Below are 14596 nucleotides of genomic sequence, written 5' to 3'. Positions count from 1 at the left end.
CCGCGGAAAACCGCTCTGCCGGCCTTCAAAAAGGCCCTCACTGACCACCGAAATCCACTTCGCTCCCCGTGCAAAGCCCTCGCAAGGGGAGAAGGAAGAGCGAGGCGTCTTCGCTCAGCCCTGAAACAGCGCCAGCTCTTCGGCGGTAAGGTGGCGGGCCTTGCCCTTGGCAAGCTCGCCGAGCTGCAAGGGGCCGATCGCCACCCGCACGAGGCGGAGCACCTCCACGTCATGCGCCCCGAGCAGCCGGCGGATATGGCGGTTGCGGCCCTCGTCAACGGTGATTTCCAGCCAGGCGGTGCTGGTGCCGCTGCGCAGAACATCGATCGACCGCGCCGTCAAAAGCTCGCCATCGACCGTCGCGCCGGCACGCAACCGCGCCAGCATGGCCTCGTCGGGCAGGGCGCCGATCTGCACGTGATAGATCTTGGCGACGTGCGAGGCGGGGTCGAGCAGGCGCTGCGCGAAACGCGTGTCGTTGGTCATCAAAAGCAGGCCTTCGCTGGCCTTGTCGAGGCGGCCGACCGGCGACACGAAGGGCAGGTCGAGTTCTGCCAGGCAGTCATAGACGGTGCCGCGGTCCTGCGGGTCGTCCCGGGTGGTGACCAGGCCGCGCGGCTTGTTGATCATCAGATAGACCTTGCGCTCGGCGACGACGCGGCTGCCGTCGACCTCGATGCGGTCGCGGCCGGGATCGACGCGCATCGAGCCGTTGCGCACGATCTTGCCGGCGACCCGGACGCGGCCTTCGGCGACCAGGATCTCGGCCTGCTTGCGCGAGCACAGACCGAGTTTTGACAGCGCGCGGCAAAGGCTGACGCCGGGGGGATTTGCTCGGGGACGACTGGCGCCAGGCGAGGGGCGTGGCCGGCCGGTACTCGGTTGTGGCGGCTTACGTCGTTCCGGCAAGGTCAGGACTTTCCCGCTAGCCCATCTCCAGCCTTGGCAAGCGTTTCCATGCCTTCGCTGAGGTGCTTTCGCAAGACGCGGACGGCCGCCTCGGCATCGCGGTGGCGGCAGGTGGTCAACAGGTCGCGGTGCTCCGCCTGCGAGCGGCTGCGATAGTTGAGGTTGGACAGGAGAACGCGAACGTAGCGATCGGCCGCATTGTGGTGGGCTTCGATGAGGCCAAGAAGACGGGCGTTGCCGCAGGCGCTGTAAAGGGCGAGGTGAAAGGCACGGTTCAGCGTTCCCCAGCGGCCGACATTTGGCTCGGCGTCGATCTGGTTGAGCACATAGCCGGCCTCGTCGAGCTTCTCCTTGCCGAGGTTCGGCACCGAGAGCCGCAGCGCTTCGCTTTCGAGCAGTGCGCGGACCGCAAAGATCTCCCGGATCTCGGCAGCGTCCATCCTGGCGACATGCGCCCCCTTGGTCGGATGGATCGAAACGATGCCTTCGGCTTCGAGCTGGCGAAGCGCATCGCGAACCGGCATGCGGCTGAAGCCGAAGCGCTCGGCAAGATCGTCCTGACGCAGTGGCGTGCCGGCCGTCAGACTGCCGTCGGCGATCGATTCGCGCAGCACATTCGCCACCTGCTCGGCCACCGTAAGCGGTTTCTGCATCAAGCCCTCGCCAAGTCCGCTCACTCGATTCTCTTTGTCACTTGGACCCTGCCTAACAGAAAGCAGCTTGTCTGGATATCTGGATACTCATATACGAGTATCCAGATATCCATATATCCGCCGGGGGAAACTCCATGTCGCTCGCATCGGGCCGCTCAGCCAAGCAACCGGGCTCCTACAACAGACCGGTCGACGCCGTCGTCATCGGCGGTGGCATCGCCGGTTGCACGCTGGCCTGGGAGCTGGCGTCCAGAGGCGTCAAAACGGTCGTTCTCGAACAGGCGGTGATTGCCACCGAATCGTCGGGACGCAATACCGGCACCTTGCTCAGCGGCCCGCAGACGCAAGTGGTCGAGATGCTCGACGCCTGCGCGGCGATCTATGAGGAGCTTTCGCAAGGAGCGGTGCCCTTCGAGTTCTCGGCGATAGGTCACCTGCTCATCTCGGAAGACGAGGCCAGCTTCGAGGCGGCCGGCACTGTCGCCGATCGCTACCGGGCCGCCGGTGTCGCCATGGAGAAGGTCACCGGCGCGGAGCTCGCGCGGGACCATCCGCGCATCGGCTTCAAGGTGGCGGGCGGCTATCACGTCGGCCGCGCCTGGACGCTGGAGCCGATGGGGGCGACGCATGCCTTCAGCGGGACGACCAGCCGGCCGTCGAGGCCATCTGCCTCAATCCGATGCGTGGCGGCGATGCGCGGCTCGGCGCATCGGTCCAGCCGGCTTTTCGCGACTTGGTTCGCAACACCGATATGGCGAGCCGGATCGCCAGCCGCACGCTGCGCATGCTGCCCGGTCTTGGCTCGCCGCGGGTGAGCAACGTCTATCCCGGCAACCGGCCGATGCTCTCCGACGGTCTGCCGGTTGCCGGCAAGACTGCCATCGAAGGCCTGTTCGTGCATGGCGGCATGGGTTCGATCGGCATGCATGCCGCGCCGGCGACGGCGCGCTGGCTGGTGGACGCGGTGCTTTCCGGCGATGGCAACCCGACGCAGCAATGGCTGCGCCCAGACCGCTTTCCCGGCTGGGGGCGATGAGTGCCTGCCGTGCCTTCGTTGCGAAAGAGCGCCTCCGGACATCATGGCAAGGTTGGCGGGACAGCGCCCCCTCTGTCCTGCCCTCTTTGCCAAAACTTGGCATCTCCCCAATCGAGGGGGAGATGCTTCGCCGACGGCGCTTCTTTTTCGAGGTTGGCGATTGACGTGGTGCCTGGCTGATCGCCAGGGGTGCCACGATCGTCAATTCGCCCTGGGGTCGTCCAGCATCTCGACAACGAAAGACGCGGCAATCAGGTCGTCGGCATCGAGGCGTAGGGAGCCTTCACTTCCTCCCATGACGGCGGCGACCTTCTGAAAGGTTTTCATCTCGTGCTCGGTAATCCGGGCGCTCTGCATCCTGGCTTTGAGATCAGCGACGCGCAGCCCCAATGTGTGGGACGTTCCAATTTCTCGGTTCGACATGACAACATGCTCCTCCCCAACCCATGCTCTTGCCTCCCCACCGATATTCGCCCGTCGCCAAGTTTGCCTAAATATGAGGCACGGCGAATACAGCGCCCCGAACGCGTGGTGCGAGGGAAGGTTCCAGCGCGACATGGTCACGAAATAATACGGGCCGGCCGGTCCGACAGGCTAACCGCAAGAGGGTGGCAGGTCGCTGGACGGGCCGGTGGTTTTCTTCGATCAGTGGGAAGCCTCACCGGCAAAAAGATTGACCGTATCCCCCTGGGGAGGATAGGAACGCAGGCATGTCCGAAGGCATCCACCGTTCGCATCCCGATATCGTGAAGCGTCTGAAGCGCGCGCAAGGCCACCTTGCGGCGGTGCTGGCCATGTTCGAGGCGCATCGTCCTTGCGTTGATCTGGCGCAGCAGCTTCATGCCGTGGAAAGCGCCATCAGCAGCGCAAAGCGCGAACTGATCCACGATCATATCGAGCATTGCCTGAGCGATACTGCGGAAACGGGCACCGCGGAAGCGGGCGGCAACTCGCTGGCGGAACTCAAGCAACTGGCGAAATACCTGTGAGCAGTCAAATACCTGTGAACAGCCTCGGCGCGCGCATTCTCGACTGGTTTGGGTTCGGGGCGCGCGATCACGCGGCGCATGGTCATGGCGGCCACGGCTCGCACGGTCACACCCACGGGGTCATCGATGCGACCATCACGACGACGGACCGGGGCATCTGGGCGATAAAATGGTCGTTCGTCATCCTGGCAATCACGGCGGCGATGCAGATGGTCGTGGTGGTGCTGTCGGGCAGCGTAGCGCTGCTGGCCGACACGATCCACAACATCGGCGACGCCACCACCGCCATTCCGCTGTGGATCGCGTTCATACTGGCCCGGCGCAAGCCGTCGCCGACCTTCCCCTACGGCCTTGGCCGGGTCGAGGACCTGGCCGGGATCATCATCGTCGGGATCATCCTGTTCAGCGCCATCGTCGCTGGTTATCAGGCCATCGATCGTTTGATAAATCCACGCGTGGTGACGCATCTTGGGTGGCTGACGGCGGCAGGCATTGTCGGCTTTCTCGGCAATGAGGCCGTTGCGGTGTTCCGCATCCGCGTCGGCCGGGAAATCAACAGCGCCGCGCTGATCGCCGACGGCTATCATGCCCGCACCGACGGCCTGACCAGCCTTGCCGTGGTGTTCGGGGCGCTCGGCGTCTGGCTCGGTTTTCCGCTGGCCGACCCGATCGTCGGCCTGCTGATCACACTTGCGATCTTCGGTATCGTCTGGCAGTCGGCCCGCTCGGTGCTGACCCGCATGCTCGACGGCATAGAGCCTGATGTCATCAGCGAAATCCACCATGCTGCCGCGCACGTGCCGGGAGTGCGCATCGTCGACGCCAGGGCGCGATGGATCGGTCATAAGCTGCACGCCGACATTGCCATCGCCGTCGACGAAAGCCTGCCGGTCTCCGAAGCGAGAAAGATCACGACGGCGCTGGAAGACGAGCTGTTCGAGCACATGCCGGCGCTTGCGGCGGCCAACATAAGATTGGCGAGAGCGGATGCGGATCATCCCCATGAGCATGGTCACAGCGAACACAGGCACTAACGGTCGCTCCGACCGGCTCGTTTCTGTTACCCTCGGCTGATGTTCCAAATCCTTATCGAGTTCCAACGAACGATCTATCTGGCGGTCGGCGCGCAGATCAAACTGCTCTCGGTGGGAGGCGACTGGCTGGCGTTCATGTCTTTCCTACCGATGGGCATCGTCTTCGGCGCCGCCCATGCGCTGACGCCGGGTCATAGCAAGGCCGTGCTGGCGACATATCTTGCCGGTTCGGATGTAAAGGTTCCGCGCGGCCTTCTCGTATCGATCACGCTGTCGTTCACGCATGTGATGATTGCCGTTCTGATTGCGGTCCTCTCGCTGCCACTGGTTTCCATCGCCTTGGGCAGTGTCGGCCGCGCTCCGCTTTTGGAGGATATCAGTCGTGGGCTGCTCGGCCTGATCGGTGTCTGGATGCTCTGGCGCGCTTTGAGCCACGGCCGTCACCATAAGCATGAGGGCGAGGCAGTCGGCGTTATGGCAGGTCTGATCCCGTGCCCGCTGACGCTTTTCGTGATGACCTTCGCGATGTCCAGGGGCATTCCCGGTGCCGGCATTCTCTTCGCGATCACCATGATGGTCGGTGTGGCGCTGACGCTGTCCTGCGTCGCGGTGTTGTCGATCCTGTTTCGGAAACGTCTGGTGGATTTCTTCGCCGGCAAGCCACTCGAAACCATTTCCCGAATCCTCGAAGGCGTTGCCGGGCTAGCGCTTGCGGGCGTTGCCGTCTGGCAGATCATGTCCGGTTCCTGATCGTGCTCAGGTGTCAAGGCGCTTGATCCGCACAATAGGATCAAGATAGGTCTCTATCTCCTTGTTTGATGGAACTTTTCCGGATCATGTGATGTCTCCGCGCCACGATGTCGGGCGCGCAGCCGGTTCGACGCAGGATTGTCGGCGCCATGACGTTTAGACCTGAGGTTCGGCATGGGCGAGCCGTGTCAGGCGCGTCTCTCGAACATCGGGGCTTGGTGTTCACGACGACAGCCGTGTCTCATCGCCCTCGTTCAGCAGCCATTGCCGAACGGCTTGCGTCGGCTCGGGGTGTCGCTGCTTGCGTGGAACCACGACGTAGAAATCCTGCGTGCCGCGCATCTCCACCCCGAGAGGCTGGACCAGCCGGCCGGCGGCGAGATCGGCCGCGACGAGAAAGCGGCTGGCAAGCGCGATGCCCTGGCCCGCGACGGCAGCTTCTATCGCGAGGGCGGTCTGATTGAAGCGTATGCGTCTTACCTGCGTCGTCATCTTCAGGCCGACGGCCTTTTCCATGAATTCCGGCCACAGATTGTGCGCATCGTGGAGCAGCACATGATCCTTGATTTCTGCCGGCGCGATTTCGCTCGCGCCAGCAGGCAGCAAGGAGGGGCAGCACACGGCGATGATCTGTTGCGGAAACAAGAGATCGACGAGAAGGCCGGCGCCGAAGGGCGGGCGACCTTGCCTGACCGCGATGTCGACGCCGTCGGCCTGGAAGCTCGACAGGCTTTCGCTGGCCAGAATTCGCAGGTCGACAAGCGGGTTGTGCGCCACGAACTCCGGCAGTTTCGGGATCAGCCACTTGGTGGCAAAGCTCGGGGTCACACTGATCGTCAGCCGGGCCGGCTCGGGGCGCAGCAGCAGGGTTGCATCCGAAATCAGGTCGAAGGCACGGCGAATGTTCGGCACATAGGCGCGACCCTCACTCGTGAGCGCGAGGCCGCGCGGCAGTCGCTCGAACAGCTTTACCCCCAGATCGGCCTCCAGCCCGCGGATATGCTGCGCCACAGCACCCTGCGTCACGTTCAGCTCTTCGGCTGCGATGCGGAAGTTGAGATGGCGCGCGGACGCTTCGAAGGCGCGAAGCGCATTGAGCGCCGGCAAGCTATGGAAGGCTTCGGGCATCCAGGAGTTTTTCTACAGGTTGATTTCAGACTTTCTGGTTCGAACCAGCCGGGAGAACTGGTTATATCACTACTTCAGCCTCGAAGACATCGCTTTCAGATTCCTGTCACCCGAGAAGGAAGATTACGATGAGTGTAGAAAAAGTAGCTGTTGTCGTTGCCGGTGGCAGCGGCATGGGCGCTGCGGCTGCAAAGCGTCTGGCGGGGGATGGCTTCAAGGTCGCCATCCTGTCCTCATCCGGCAAGGGCGAGGCGTTGGCCACGGAGCTTGGCGGGCTTGGCGTGACCGGCTCCAACCAGTCGAACGACGATCTGCAGCGTCTCGTGGATCTCACGCTCGATCGCTGGGGTCACATAGATGTCCTGGTCAATAGTGGAGGTCATGGGCCACGAGCGCCGATCCTCGAAATCACCGACGACCAATGGCATACCGGCCTCGACATCTACCTGATGAACGTCGTCCGGCCGACGCGCATCGTCGCGCCGCACATGGTCAAGCAGAAAGCCGGCGCCATCATCAACATCTCGACGGCATGGGTTGTCGAACCGAGCCCGATGTTCCCGACCTCGGCCGTGTTCCGGGCGGGGCTTGCCGCTTACACCAAGATCTTCGCCAACACATATGCCGCCGACAACGTTCGCATGAACAACGTCCTTCCCGGCTGGATCGACAGCCTTCCCGCCACCGAGGAGCGCCGCGACAGCGTGCCGATGCAGCGTTATGGCACCAGCGATGAAATCGCCGCGACGATTGCCTTCCTCGCCTCCGAAGGGGCCGGATACATTACCGGTCAGAACATTCGCGTCGATGGTGGCATCATCCGTGCGATCTGACGCCGCCTCGACGCCGTGGCTGGGGCATTACGGCAGGGGGCAAAATGACGCTACAAGCGGCCCGTATCCACCGGCCGGAATCGACCCTTTGCAGACTGCACTCAATCAGGTCTCAACTAAGCGGCCATGCCCGTGACTACTGTCGGCCAAAGTATCAATGACGCGGCATTCAGCCACCCGGCCAGAGGCGCATTCCTTGACCATCCGCTGCAATTCCGTTCGTAGAGCGTTGAGGCTGGCAATGCGTTCCTCGACTTCAGCAAGGCGTGCTTTTGCGATCCTGTCGGCAACACTGCAAGATTGATCTGGGTTGTCCTGCAGCGACAGAAGCGCACGGATTGCCTCGATATCGAAGCCAAGTTCACGCGCATGCTTGATGAACGCAAGTCGCGCCGTGGCGTTTTTGCCATAGCGCCTTTGCTGCCCTTCGGTGCGAGGCGGCGGCGGCAACAGGCCGATCTGTTCATAGTAGCGGATGGTCGGCACCTTCACTTCGGTGCGCCGCGCGAGTTCGCCAATCGAAAAATCCATGAAAAAGCCTCTTGAACCTCTAGTCACTATAGGGACTACGGTGCCTGCACAAAAGGAGGCGCCGCATGGCTGACCATTGCTGCAATCACGAAACGAACGCTTGCTGCGTCCCGACGCCGTTGGTCTTTCCAGTGAGCACGACGGCCGCTCGCAACGAGGTCGAAAAGGCTTGCTGCTCTGGGCGCGTGCCAATCTTTGACGGTATGGACCCGCGCTACAAGCGCATGCTCTGGACAGTCATCGGCATCAATGGGGCGATGTTCCTGACGGAGATGGTGGCCGGTCAGCTTGCGGGCTCGCAGGCGTTGAAGGCGGATGCACTAGATTTTTTCGCCGATACCATCACCTACGGGTTGAGCCTCGCCGTGATCGGGGCAAGCCTGCGCACACGAGCGACGGCCGCCCTGTTCAAGGGCCTCTCGCTTTCCGTTATGGCTGTCTGGGTCTTTGGCTCCACCGTCTATCAGACCCTTGTCCTTGGACTTCCGAGCGCTGAGGTAATGGGTGCGATCGGCTTTCTTGCGCTAGCGGCAAACCTTGGTTCCGTGCTCCTGCTCCGACGCTACAAGGACGGCGACGCGAATGTGCGATCGGTCTGGCTTTGCTCCCGCAATGATGCGATCGGAAACGTTGTGGTTATGGCAGCGGCATTGGGTGTGTGGGGCACATCGACGGCATGGCCCGATCTGGCGGTGGCGGCACTGATGGCAGGCATCTTCCTCACGTCTTCAGTGCAAATCCTGCGACAGGCGTGGCGCGAGTATCACGAAGGACAGCGCCCTGGTCGGGTTGCTGCAGAATGACAGGCCATCGTCCACTCACCACCCTCTCCAGCCGTCCAAATGGCCGCGTCAGAATTCAGAGGCTCGCTCTCCGGCCGGTCGCTTATTGGCTGGCGACCACCATGCGGGTTGCCCTCGCTGTCGCGAAATTCCGCCACCGTGCGGCCTGGCTGCCAGGGCGCCTCCTGCGGTTCGGTGATGATCTCGACGCCGCCAGCCTTCAAAGCGGCGATCGTGGCCTCGACATTCTCGTCGACCAGCACCAGCACGGGCTCCGCGCCTGCCGTGTCGTCGGCGCGCCTCACGAAATGCAGGTTGGTGACAGCGCCGGGAAATGTCAGCTCGATCCAGCGCCAGCCGCTATCGCCCATCTTCTCGTCGGCTGCGACCTGGCAGGCGAGATGCCTGATGTAGAACGCCTTGGCGCGGTCCTGGTCGAACACCGGCAGTTCAGCAAACTGGATGTGCATGGTCGTCTCTCCTGCTCCTTGATGGTGCTGCGTAGCGGTTCACAGGTGGAAGACGATCCGGGCGGCCGAAAAGATTCATGCCGAGCCGAGAATCTTTTCGGGAACGCGAAACGTCTTCTGCTCAGGTCAACCAATCAGGAGACGAACAATGGGCTACAAACTCATTCGCTACGGCGTGAAAGACACCGGGCTTGAAGAGAACCGAGCGCTGGTGGCAAAAGTGTTCGAGGCGCTGAATGAGACGGCGCCGCAGAGCGTGCGCTATCTTGTGCTCGAACTCGACGACGGCGAATTCATCCACGTCGTCGGCGAGGGAAATGACACATCCGCGCTGACCGGGCTTGCGGCCTTCGAGGCGTTCACGCAAAACCATGCGGAGCGGCGTTCTACGCCGGTCAAGCGATCGCCTGCCAGAATCATCGGCAACTACCATGTCCTCGAGGGCGGCAAAGCCGGATAGAATGGACGCCACGATTCCACGGAAACTCGACCGGCCGGCGCTGGAGGCGATGCTCTCCGAGCTTCGCCCGAGGCTGCACCGCTACTGCGCCCGCATGGCCGGCTCGGTCATCGACGGCGAGGACATCGTGCAGGACACGCTGGTGAAGGCACTGCAGGCGGTCGACGGCAGCATGACGGTCGAACGGCCCGAGCAATGGCTGTTTCGCATCGCCCACAATGCCGCGCAGGACCATCTGCGCCGGCGCCACCGGGAAAGGTCGCGCATCACCGAGGCCGACATGACCACGATCGAGGATCCCTCCGGCAGCGCCGACAGTAGGATCGCCGCGGCGGCCGGCCTGCGCAGCTTCATGCAGCTTTCGGTGGCGCGGCGCGGCGCCGTGATCCTGGTCGACGTGCTTGGCCTTTCGCTGCACGAGACCTGCGAGGTGACCGGCGCAACGCTCGCCGCGACCAAGGCGACGCTGCATCGCGGGCGGGCGCAGCTGCGCTTGCTTGCAGCCGAGCCGGAGCAGGTCGCCGCGCCCCGGCTCGACGCCGACGACGAGCGGCGGCTGCGCCGTTATGTCGATCTGTTCAACGCACGTGACTTCGACGCGGTCAGGGCGCTGATCGCCGAAGATATCCAGCTCGAAGTCGTCAACCGCCTCCGCCTGCGCGGCAAGGCCGAAGTGTCGACCTATTTCGGCAATTACGACCGCGTGACCGACTGGGCGCTGTCGCTGGGCTTCGTCGACGGCAGGCCGGCGATCCTGATCCGCAACCCTGGGGAGCCGGACGGCGCCGTGCGCGGCTTCATGCTGGTCGAATGGCGGGACGAGCAGGTCGTCCAGATCCGCGACTTCCGCTACGCGTCCTGGTGCCTGGTCGATGCGGAGATCAGCGCGGTGGAGGGGTGAGGGGAGGGCTGGAATAGCGAAGGCGACATGGCCAAGGTTGCGCCACCGGCTGCCCTATTTATCGAGGTGGCATTTGACACAGCCTGCGGTCGCGGGTGGAACCTTCCGCCGTGACCCGGAGGCGACTTCCCCGGTGGAGCTTAAAGCGGACATCCGGCCGCGCTGTCCGCCGGCATCTGCCCCGATGAGCCCAATGCAGCTTGTATGACTCGAAGCTAATATGCTATTTTACACGATGCGCGGACTGCTGGCACTTACTATGCTGGTATTGGCGGCTACAAGAGTAGTCGCAGGTGAGCCGTTGTTCGACTCCATCGCTGCCGGCGACAAGAGTGCCGTGGAGCAAGCCTTGGCAGGCGGTGCCGACGTCGACAGCCGCGCACGCGACCAGGCAACGCTCCTCATCGCTGCTGCTCTCGACGATCAGCTTCCCATTGCGGAATTCCTGCTGAGCAAGGGCGCCGACGTCATGGCGCGCAATTCCGGTGGGTTTACCCCCCTCCACGCGGCTGCCTTTTCTGGAAGCCTCCCAATCGCCAAGCTGTTGCTCGAACAGGGGGCGGTTCTCGAAGACTCGGCTAACAAGTCTGGGGTCACACCGTTGATAGTAGCGGGTGAGGAAAACCACGTTGAACTGGCAGAGTTCCTCATCGGCAAAGGCGCGGATGTGAACCATCCTGAAGCTCACGGCTACTGGCCGACCACCCGCGCGTTCTGGAAGGGCAATACCGACATCATAAAACTATTCAAACGGCATGGCGCGACGTGCCAGGCGAAAGTCCTTGGCGAAGCGAACGCTGCGAAGTGCGAAGCTATCCACGATTGAACGGAGAACGCAGATGAACATATCGATCAGACTGGTTCCCAATTCGGCGTCGGCAGTCGTATGTGCGCTCACCTTGATGGCCGGTGCAGGCTCTGCCTTCGCCGACTCGGTGAATACCGGCTACTTCGGCGGAGTGGCGATCATGGGCTACGACACGGTCGCTTATTTCACCGATGGCAAGGCCGTGAAGGGTTCCGAAGATTTTTCCTATGAGTGGCTTGGCACGCCGTGGCATTTCGCCAGCAAGGAACACAAGGAAATGTTCATGAGCGAACCTGCCAAATACGCTCCTCAATACGGTGGTTACTGCGCGGGCGAGGTCGCGCTCCATGAATCCGTCACCGTCAATGTCGATCCGGAAGCGTTCAAGATCATCGATGGCAAGCTCTACCTGATCTACGACGAAGGGAACGCGGCCGCCTTTGCGGACAATGCCGATGATCTTGTTCCGAAGGGCGATGCAAAATGGCCGGTCGTCGAAGCAAAGTTGGCAGTCGATGAGCCGGATTGGAACTTGATCAATAACCCCTGAGTCTTGCGAGCTCAATTCACTGTCACGAAGTGAAACACCATACCTGCATTGACATAAGAATACCCGTTGCCGGCAGCGTCCCTGCGTCTGTAGACGGGACCACAGATGGGGCGCCCAAACATATTTTCGCTATGCTCACATAAGAGGTCGCGATCGACGTAGACCCTCTCGGTGAGCATTCGTGTCATCGTGCGGAAGACTGCCGTGCCGTCCTGTTCTATCTGCATAATGGCTGGAAGCCCGTCGGGTTCGATGTTGCCTTTCAAGGTCTTGCCAACAACAAGAGATGCGATTTCCGCGCCGTTCAACCGGTCCTGTTCATCGGCGGTGAAGCCGAACGGCCATTCGGGAAGTCCTGCCAGGCGTAGGGCGTCGATGATCGGCGCCAAATCTTCAGCGTTGCGAAGATGGGCATAGTGATTCCGAAACGCGTCCAACGATCGCAGTCGAGCCAAGGATTCGGTCTTCGTCACCAGCCGGAGGCCGTCCGCAATCGCCGCTTTGGCGTCCTCTGTGCGGCCGGCGCGGGAATAGGCCGCTGCGAGCAGAATCCTAAGGCTGCCCGCCTCTGGAGCATCGTCGCGAGCGCGCTCGAGAGTCTCAATGGCTTTCCTGGTGTCCCCGAGCAAAAGCAAGACAACCCCGACAACCTCCCGGTCTATCGGAGCCAGATTGGGATCAAGCTTCAATGCCGTCTCGACCGCCAAAGCCGCTTTGTTATGGTTGCCGGCGAACAGCTGGATATAACCAACGGCAATTTGCGTCGCAGCGTCTCCGGAGCCTAATGCGACAGCACGCTCCGCCGAGGTGATCGCATCTTCATAGCGGCGATCCATGACCTGCATAACCCCGAGAACGGCGTAGGGCGATGAAAACTCCGAATCGAGCTCCAAAGCACGGCTTGCCTTCTCATATGCTCTCTTTCGCGCAAGCGCGCTCTGAATGATATCATCGGAGGCAGTGCGCCAAAGATAGACACTCAGCCGTGCGTCGGCGGCGAAGGCCTCGGCGAAGGTGGGGTCGAGCTTCTGCGCCTTCTCATACAGCGCAAGCGCCTCGCGCAATCCGTCGCCTCGACCGGTGCGCGCCTCCCGCTCCGCACGGAGGTAGGTATCATAGGCTTCGAGATTTGCAGTCGGCGGGCGTGCCATTCGCTCGCTCTCGGCTGCCGAAGCTTGGACGCCGAGCGCCTTGGCGATTTCCCGGCTCATCTCGTCCTGGACTGCAAACACGTCCGCGATGCCGCGATTGAACCGATTAGCCCATAGATTGTCGCCAGTGGCGATATCGATGAGTTGCGCGTTGAGGCGGATTTGATCGCCGGTCCGCCTCACGCTGCCGTCAACGACAAATTGCACGCCAAGGTCACGCCCAACATCTGCCAAAACGAGGGGTTTTCCTTTGTAGGCAAAGACGGAGTTACGGGCGATCACATCGAGCCCGGAAAGCTTCGCAAGGTCGGTGATCAAATCTTCGGTGATGCCGTCGGCAAAATAGTCCTGGCCAGGATCGCCGCTCAGGTTCGTAAACGGCAGTACTGCAATGGATGGCTTTTCGAGCGCGGAGAGCTTTTGCCATTGCCATGCAAAAATGCCTGCAAGCAAGACGATGAGCAGCGCTGCTACTCCTGCCAAAATCATGATGGGCGAACCTGGCCGGCGTGGCGCCGCTAAGATCTTCCCCGCGTCTCCGGGATCGAGCAGAACCCGATAGGCGCGAACCGGATCGGCGATATTCTTGAGGCGCTGCCCTCCGAGATCCGCAAAGCCGACATCCACTTTGTGCGCTGCGTGATCGAACGCCGTGCCGGAGATGCAAATTCCGCCGGGCTCTGCGATCGCCTGCAGACGGGCGGCAATGTTTACCCCGTCGCCGTAGATATCGTCACCCTCAACGATGATATCACCGAGATTGACACCAATGCGAAACCGGATTTGCCGGGCTTCGGCGATGCCCTTGTTGCGGTCGGCCATCCGGCGCTGGATTACAGCAGCACACTGGACGGCATCGACGACGCTGGCGAACTCGACGAGCGCGCCGTCGCCCATGAGCTTGATCATGCGGCCGTGGTGCTTCTTGATCTCGGGGTTGATCAGTTCGCGACGGCAGCTCTTCAGTCCCTCGAGCGTGCCTACCTCGTCCTCGCCCATGAGGCGGCTGTAGCCAACCACGTCGGCAGCAAGTATTGCGGTAAGCCGTCGGTCCATACGTGCCGTGCGCCTTCCCTGGTCGGTCGTAGCGGCTTTACCTTTCACCCTATTCTAGTCCTGCTTCGGACGCGAGCGTGCTTTAGCTATAGCTAGCGGATGGCGGGGTTACTCGGCATACGCAACGCGCCGGTCCTTCCATCCACGAGAGTTCTGAACGGAAAGCTCTCTCGACAAGATGTCCGCTTAGGTCATCAGCGCCGGCTTGGCTGAGTGTCCGCTTTGGAGACGCCGAAATGCTCTGGGAATGACCGGAATGGGTCAGATCGCGTCGATGCTCCCCAAGGTCCTGAATGTCCGCTTCCACCCCTTTAACGGCTGAAAGCCGACCGTCCGCTTCCGGCCCAATCGAGACGTTCCTCGCCCCGCCGTGTCCCGAACCTTGTGTGGACCCGGCACGGCTTCGGCGATGTCGATGTCTGGGCCGTTGAGATGGATGCGGGCAAAAACCCATCGAGGCTCACGGCGCTGAACATCCAGCCGCATCAAGAAGCCGGATATACGTCAGCAGTTGTGACCATCAACCGGATTCGGCTAACCTGTTGCAATCGGGCG

At 62.1% G+C, this 14596-nt stretch carries 17 protein-coding genes and 1 pseudogene; 11 read left to right on the top strand and 7 right to left on the bottom strand.

Features of this window, described 5'->3' with window-relative positions:
* Positions 1–114 precede the first annotated feature (114 nt).
* Together CIT25_RS01795 and CIT25_RS01790 are read right to left on the bottom strand one after the other, a co-directional pair.
* Complete coding sequence (locus tag CIT25_RS01795; RefSeq protein ID WP_095482844.1) at positions 115–909, bottom strand: pseudouridine synthase; 795 nt, start codon at positions 907–909, stop codon at positions 115–117.
* 2 nt (positions 910–911) lie between these two features.
* Positions 912–1562, bottom strand: coding sequence for a GntR family transcriptional regulator (locus tag CIT25_RS01790; protein ID WP_095482867.1), 651 nt, complete (start codon positions 1560–1562; stop codon positions 912–914).
* Between the two features lie 134 nt (positions 1563–1696).
* On the opposite strand from CIT25_RS01790, the pseudogene CIT25_RS37345 reads away from it, so the two are divergent.
* Positions 1697–2137: pseudogene (locus tag CIT25_RS37345) on the top strand (NAD(P)/FAD-dependent oxidoreductase); the annotation flags it as partial.
* A gap of 104 nt (positions 2138–2241) precedes the next feature.
* Positions 2242–2598: an FAD-dependent oxidoreductase gene (locus CIT25_RS37340; RefSeq protein ID WP_245329735.1), complete on the top strand. Its 357-nt coding sequence runs from the start codon at positions 2242–2244 to the stop codon at positions 2596–2598.
* Between the two features lie 201 nt (positions 2599–2799).
* Here the strand turns inward: CIT25_RS37340 and CIT25_RS01780 are convergent, their stop codons facing one another.
* A complete protein-coding gene (locus CIT25_RS01780) occupies positions 2800–3021 on the bottom strand; it encodes a hypothetical protein (protein ID WP_095482866.1) in 222 nt (73 codons plus the stop codon).
* Positions 3022–3308: 287 nt separating this feature from the next.
* Here CIT25_RS01780 and CIT25_RS01775 point away from each other — a divergent pair, with 287 nt between their 5' ends.
* Genes CIT25_RS01775 through CIT25_RS01765 form a run of 3 tightly spaced genes read left to right on the top strand, consistent with a single transcriptional unit; the run spans position 3309 to position 5371 of the window.
* Complete coding sequence (locus CIT25_RS01775) at positions 3309–3587, top strand: metal-sensing transcriptional repressor (protein ID WP_095482843.1); 279 nt, start codon at positions 3309–3311, stop codon at positions 3585–3587.
* Positions 3584–4621 (top strand): cation diffusion facilitator family transporter, encoded by a 1038-nt coding sequence (locus CIT25_RS01770; RefSeq protein WP_425351723.1) that lies wholly within the window; start codon positions 3584–3586, stop codon positions 4619–4621. The genes CIT25_RS01775 and CIT25_RS01770 overlap by 4 nt, the downstream gene beginning before the upstream one ends.
* A 39-nt stretch (positions 4622–4660) precedes the next feature.
* The gene (locus CIT25_RS01765; RefSeq protein ID WP_095482841.1) at positions 4661–5371 is read left to right on the top strand and encodes a HoxN/HupN/NixA family nickel/cobalt transporter; all 711 of its coding nucleotides are present in this window, start codon (positions 4661–4663) and stop codon (positions 5369–5371) included.
* Between the two features lie 222 nt (positions 5372–5593).
* On the opposite strand, the gene gcvA is transcribed toward CIT25_RS01765, so the two are convergent.
* Positions 5594–6499 carry a transcriptional regulator GcvA gene (gene gcvA / locus CIT25_RS01760; protein ID WP_095482840.1) on the bottom strand — a complete coding sequence of 302 codons (906 nt, stop codon included), beginning with the start codon at positions 6497–6499 and terminating at the stop codon, positions 5594–5596.
* 128 nt (positions 6500–6627) lie between these two features.
* Here gcvA and CIT25_RS01755 point away from each other — a divergent pair, with 128 nt between their 5' ends.
* Positions 6628–7332 (top strand): SDR family oxidoreductase, encoded by a 705-nt coding sequence (locus CIT25_RS01755; RefSeq protein WP_095482839.1) that lies wholly within the window; start codon positions 6628–6630, stop codon positions 7330–7332.
* Between the two features lie 105 nt (positions 7333–7437).
* Here the strand turns inward: CIT25_RS01755 and CIT25_RS01750 are convergent, their stop codons facing one another.
* Positions 7438–7863, bottom strand: a complete 426-nt coding sequence (locus CIT25_RS01750) for a MerR family transcriptional regulator (RefSeq protein ID WP_095482838.1) — start codon at positions 7861–7863, stop codon at positions 7438–7440.
* Between the two features lie 65 nt (positions 7864–7928).
* Here CIT25_RS01750 and CIT25_RS01745 point away from each other — a divergent pair, with 65 nt between their 5' ends.
* A complete protein-coding gene (locus tag CIT25_RS01745; RefSeq protein ID WP_095482837.1) occupies positions 7929–8666 on the top strand; it encodes a cation efflux transmembrane domain-containing protein in 738 nt (245 codons plus the stop codon).
* Here the strand turns inward: CIT25_RS01745 and CIT25_RS01740 are convergent.
* The gene (locus CIT25_RS01740; protein ID WP_245329734.1) at positions 8627–9115 is read right to left on the bottom strand and encodes a VOC family protein; all 489 of its coding nucleotides are present in this window, start codon (positions 9113–9115) and stop codon (positions 8627–8629) included. The two genes, CIT25_RS01745 and CIT25_RS01740, sit on opposite strands and share 40 nt — an antisense overlap.
* 148 nt (positions 9116–9263) lie before the next feature.
* Here CIT25_RS01740 and CIT25_RS01735 point away from each other — a divergent pair, with 148 nt between their 5' ends.
* The 4 genes from CIT25_RS01735 (at position 9264) to CIT25_RS01720 (ending at position 11834) form a co-directional block, all read left to right on the top strand.
* Entirely contained in the window at positions 9264–9575 is a 312-nt protein-coding gene (locus CIT25_RS01735) for a hypothetical protein (RefSeq protein ID WP_245329733.1), read from the top strand.
* A 1-nt stretch (position 9576) separates the two neighbouring features.
* Positions 9577–10476 carry a sigma-70 family RNA polymerase sigma factor gene (locus CIT25_RS01730; RefSeq protein ID WP_095482836.1) on the top strand — a complete coding sequence of 300 codons (900 nt, stop codon included), beginning with the start codon at positions 9577–9579 and terminating at the stop codon, positions 10474–10476.
* Between the two features lie 235 nt (positions 10477–10711).
* The gene (locus CIT25_RS01725) at positions 10712–11302 is read left to right on the top strand and encodes an ankyrin repeat domain-containing protein (protein WP_095482864.1); all 591 of its coding nucleotides are present in this window, start codon (positions 10712–10714) and stop codon (positions 11300–11302) included.
* Positions 11303–11315: 13 nt separating this feature from the next.
* Entirely contained in the window at positions 11316–11834 is a 519-nt protein-coding gene (locus tag CIT25_RS01720) for a YHS domain-containing (seleno)protein (RefSeq protein WP_127204159.1), read from the top strand.
* An 11-nt stretch (positions 11835–11845) separates the two neighbouring features.
* Here the strand turns inward: CIT25_RS01720 and CIT25_RS01715 are convergent, their stop codons facing one another.
* The gene (locus CIT25_RS01715) at positions 11846–14041 is read right to left on the bottom strand and encodes a tetratricopeptide repeat protein (RefSeq protein ID WP_095482835.1); all 2196 of its coding nucleotides are present in this window, start codon (positions 14039–14041) and stop codon (positions 11846–11848) included.
* Positions 14042–14596 lie beyond the last annotated feature (555 nt).

Source organism: Mesorhizobium mediterraneum, from assembly GCF_002284565.1.
In the GTDB taxonomy this organism is placed as follows: Bacteria; Pseudomonadota; Alphaproteobacteria; order Rhizobiales; family Rhizobiaceae; genus Mesorhizobium; species Mesorhizobium mediterraneum.
This window is presented reverse-complemented; position numbering and strand designations above follow the sequence as displayed.

Excerpts from the sequence above, each read along its gene's own strand:
- CIT25_RS01790 (WP_095482867.1), bottom strand. The coding sequence starts at position 1,562 with ATGCAGAAACCGCTTACGGTGGCCGAGCAGGTGGCGAATGTGCTGCGC.
- CIT25_RS37340 (WP_245329735.1), top strand. The coding sequence starts at position 2,242 with ATGCGTGGCGGCGATGCGCGGCTCGGCGCATCGGTCCAGCCGGCTTTT.
- CIT25_RS01780 (WP_095482866.1), bottom strand. The coding sequence starts at position 3,021 with ATGTCGAACCGAGAAATTGGAACGTCCCACACATTGGGGCTGCGCGTC.
- CIT25_RS01775 (WP_095482843.1), top strand. The coding sequence starts at position 3,309 with ATGTCCGAAGGCATCCACCGTTCGCATCCCGATATCGTGAAGCGTCTG.
- CIT25_RS01765 (WP_095482841.1), top strand. The coding sequence starts at position 4,661 with ATGTTCCAAATCCTTATCGAGTTCCAACGAACGATCTATCTGGCGGTC.
- gcvA (WP_095482840.1), bottom strand. The coding sequence starts at position 6,499 with ATGCCCGAAGCCTTCCATAGCTTGCCGGCGCTCAATGCGCTTCGCGCC.
- CIT25_RS01755 (WP_095482839.1), top strand. The coding sequence starts at position 6,628 with ATGAGTGTAGAAAAAGTAGCTGTTGTCGTTGCCGGTGGCAGCGGCATG.
- CIT25_RS01750 (WP_095482838.1), bottom strand. The coding sequence starts at position 7,863 with ATGGATTTTTCGATTGGCGAACTCGCGCGGCGCACCGAAGTGAAGGTG.
- CIT25_RS01745 (WP_095482837.1), top strand. The coding sequence starts at position 7,929 with ATGGCTGACCATTGCTGCAATCACGAAACGAACGCTTGCTGCGTCCCG.
- CIT25_RS01740 (WP_245329734.1), bottom strand. The coding sequence starts at position 9,115 with ATGCACATCCAGTTTGCTGAACTGCCGGTGTTCGACCAGGACCGCGCC.
- CIT25_RS01735 (WP_245329733.1), top strand. The coding sequence starts at position 9,264 with ATGGGCTACAAACTCATTCGCTACGGCGTGAAAGACACCGGGCTTGAA.
- CIT25_RS01730 (WP_095482836.1), top strand. The coding sequence starts at position 9,577 with ATGGACGCCACGATTCCACGGAAACTCGACCGGCCGGCGCTGGAGGCG.
- CIT25_RS01725 (WP_095482864.1), top strand. The coding sequence starts at position 10,712 with ATGCGCGGACTGCTGGCACTTACTATGCTGGTATTGGCGGCTACAAGA.
- CIT25_RS01720 (WP_127204159.1), top strand. The coding sequence starts at position 11,316 with ATGAACATATCGATCAGACTGGTTCCCAATTCGGCGTCGGCAGTCGTA.
- CIT25_RS01715 (WP_095482835.1), bottom strand. The coding sequence starts at position 14,041 with ATGGACCGACGGCTTACCGCAATACTTGCTGCCGACGTGGTTGGCTAC.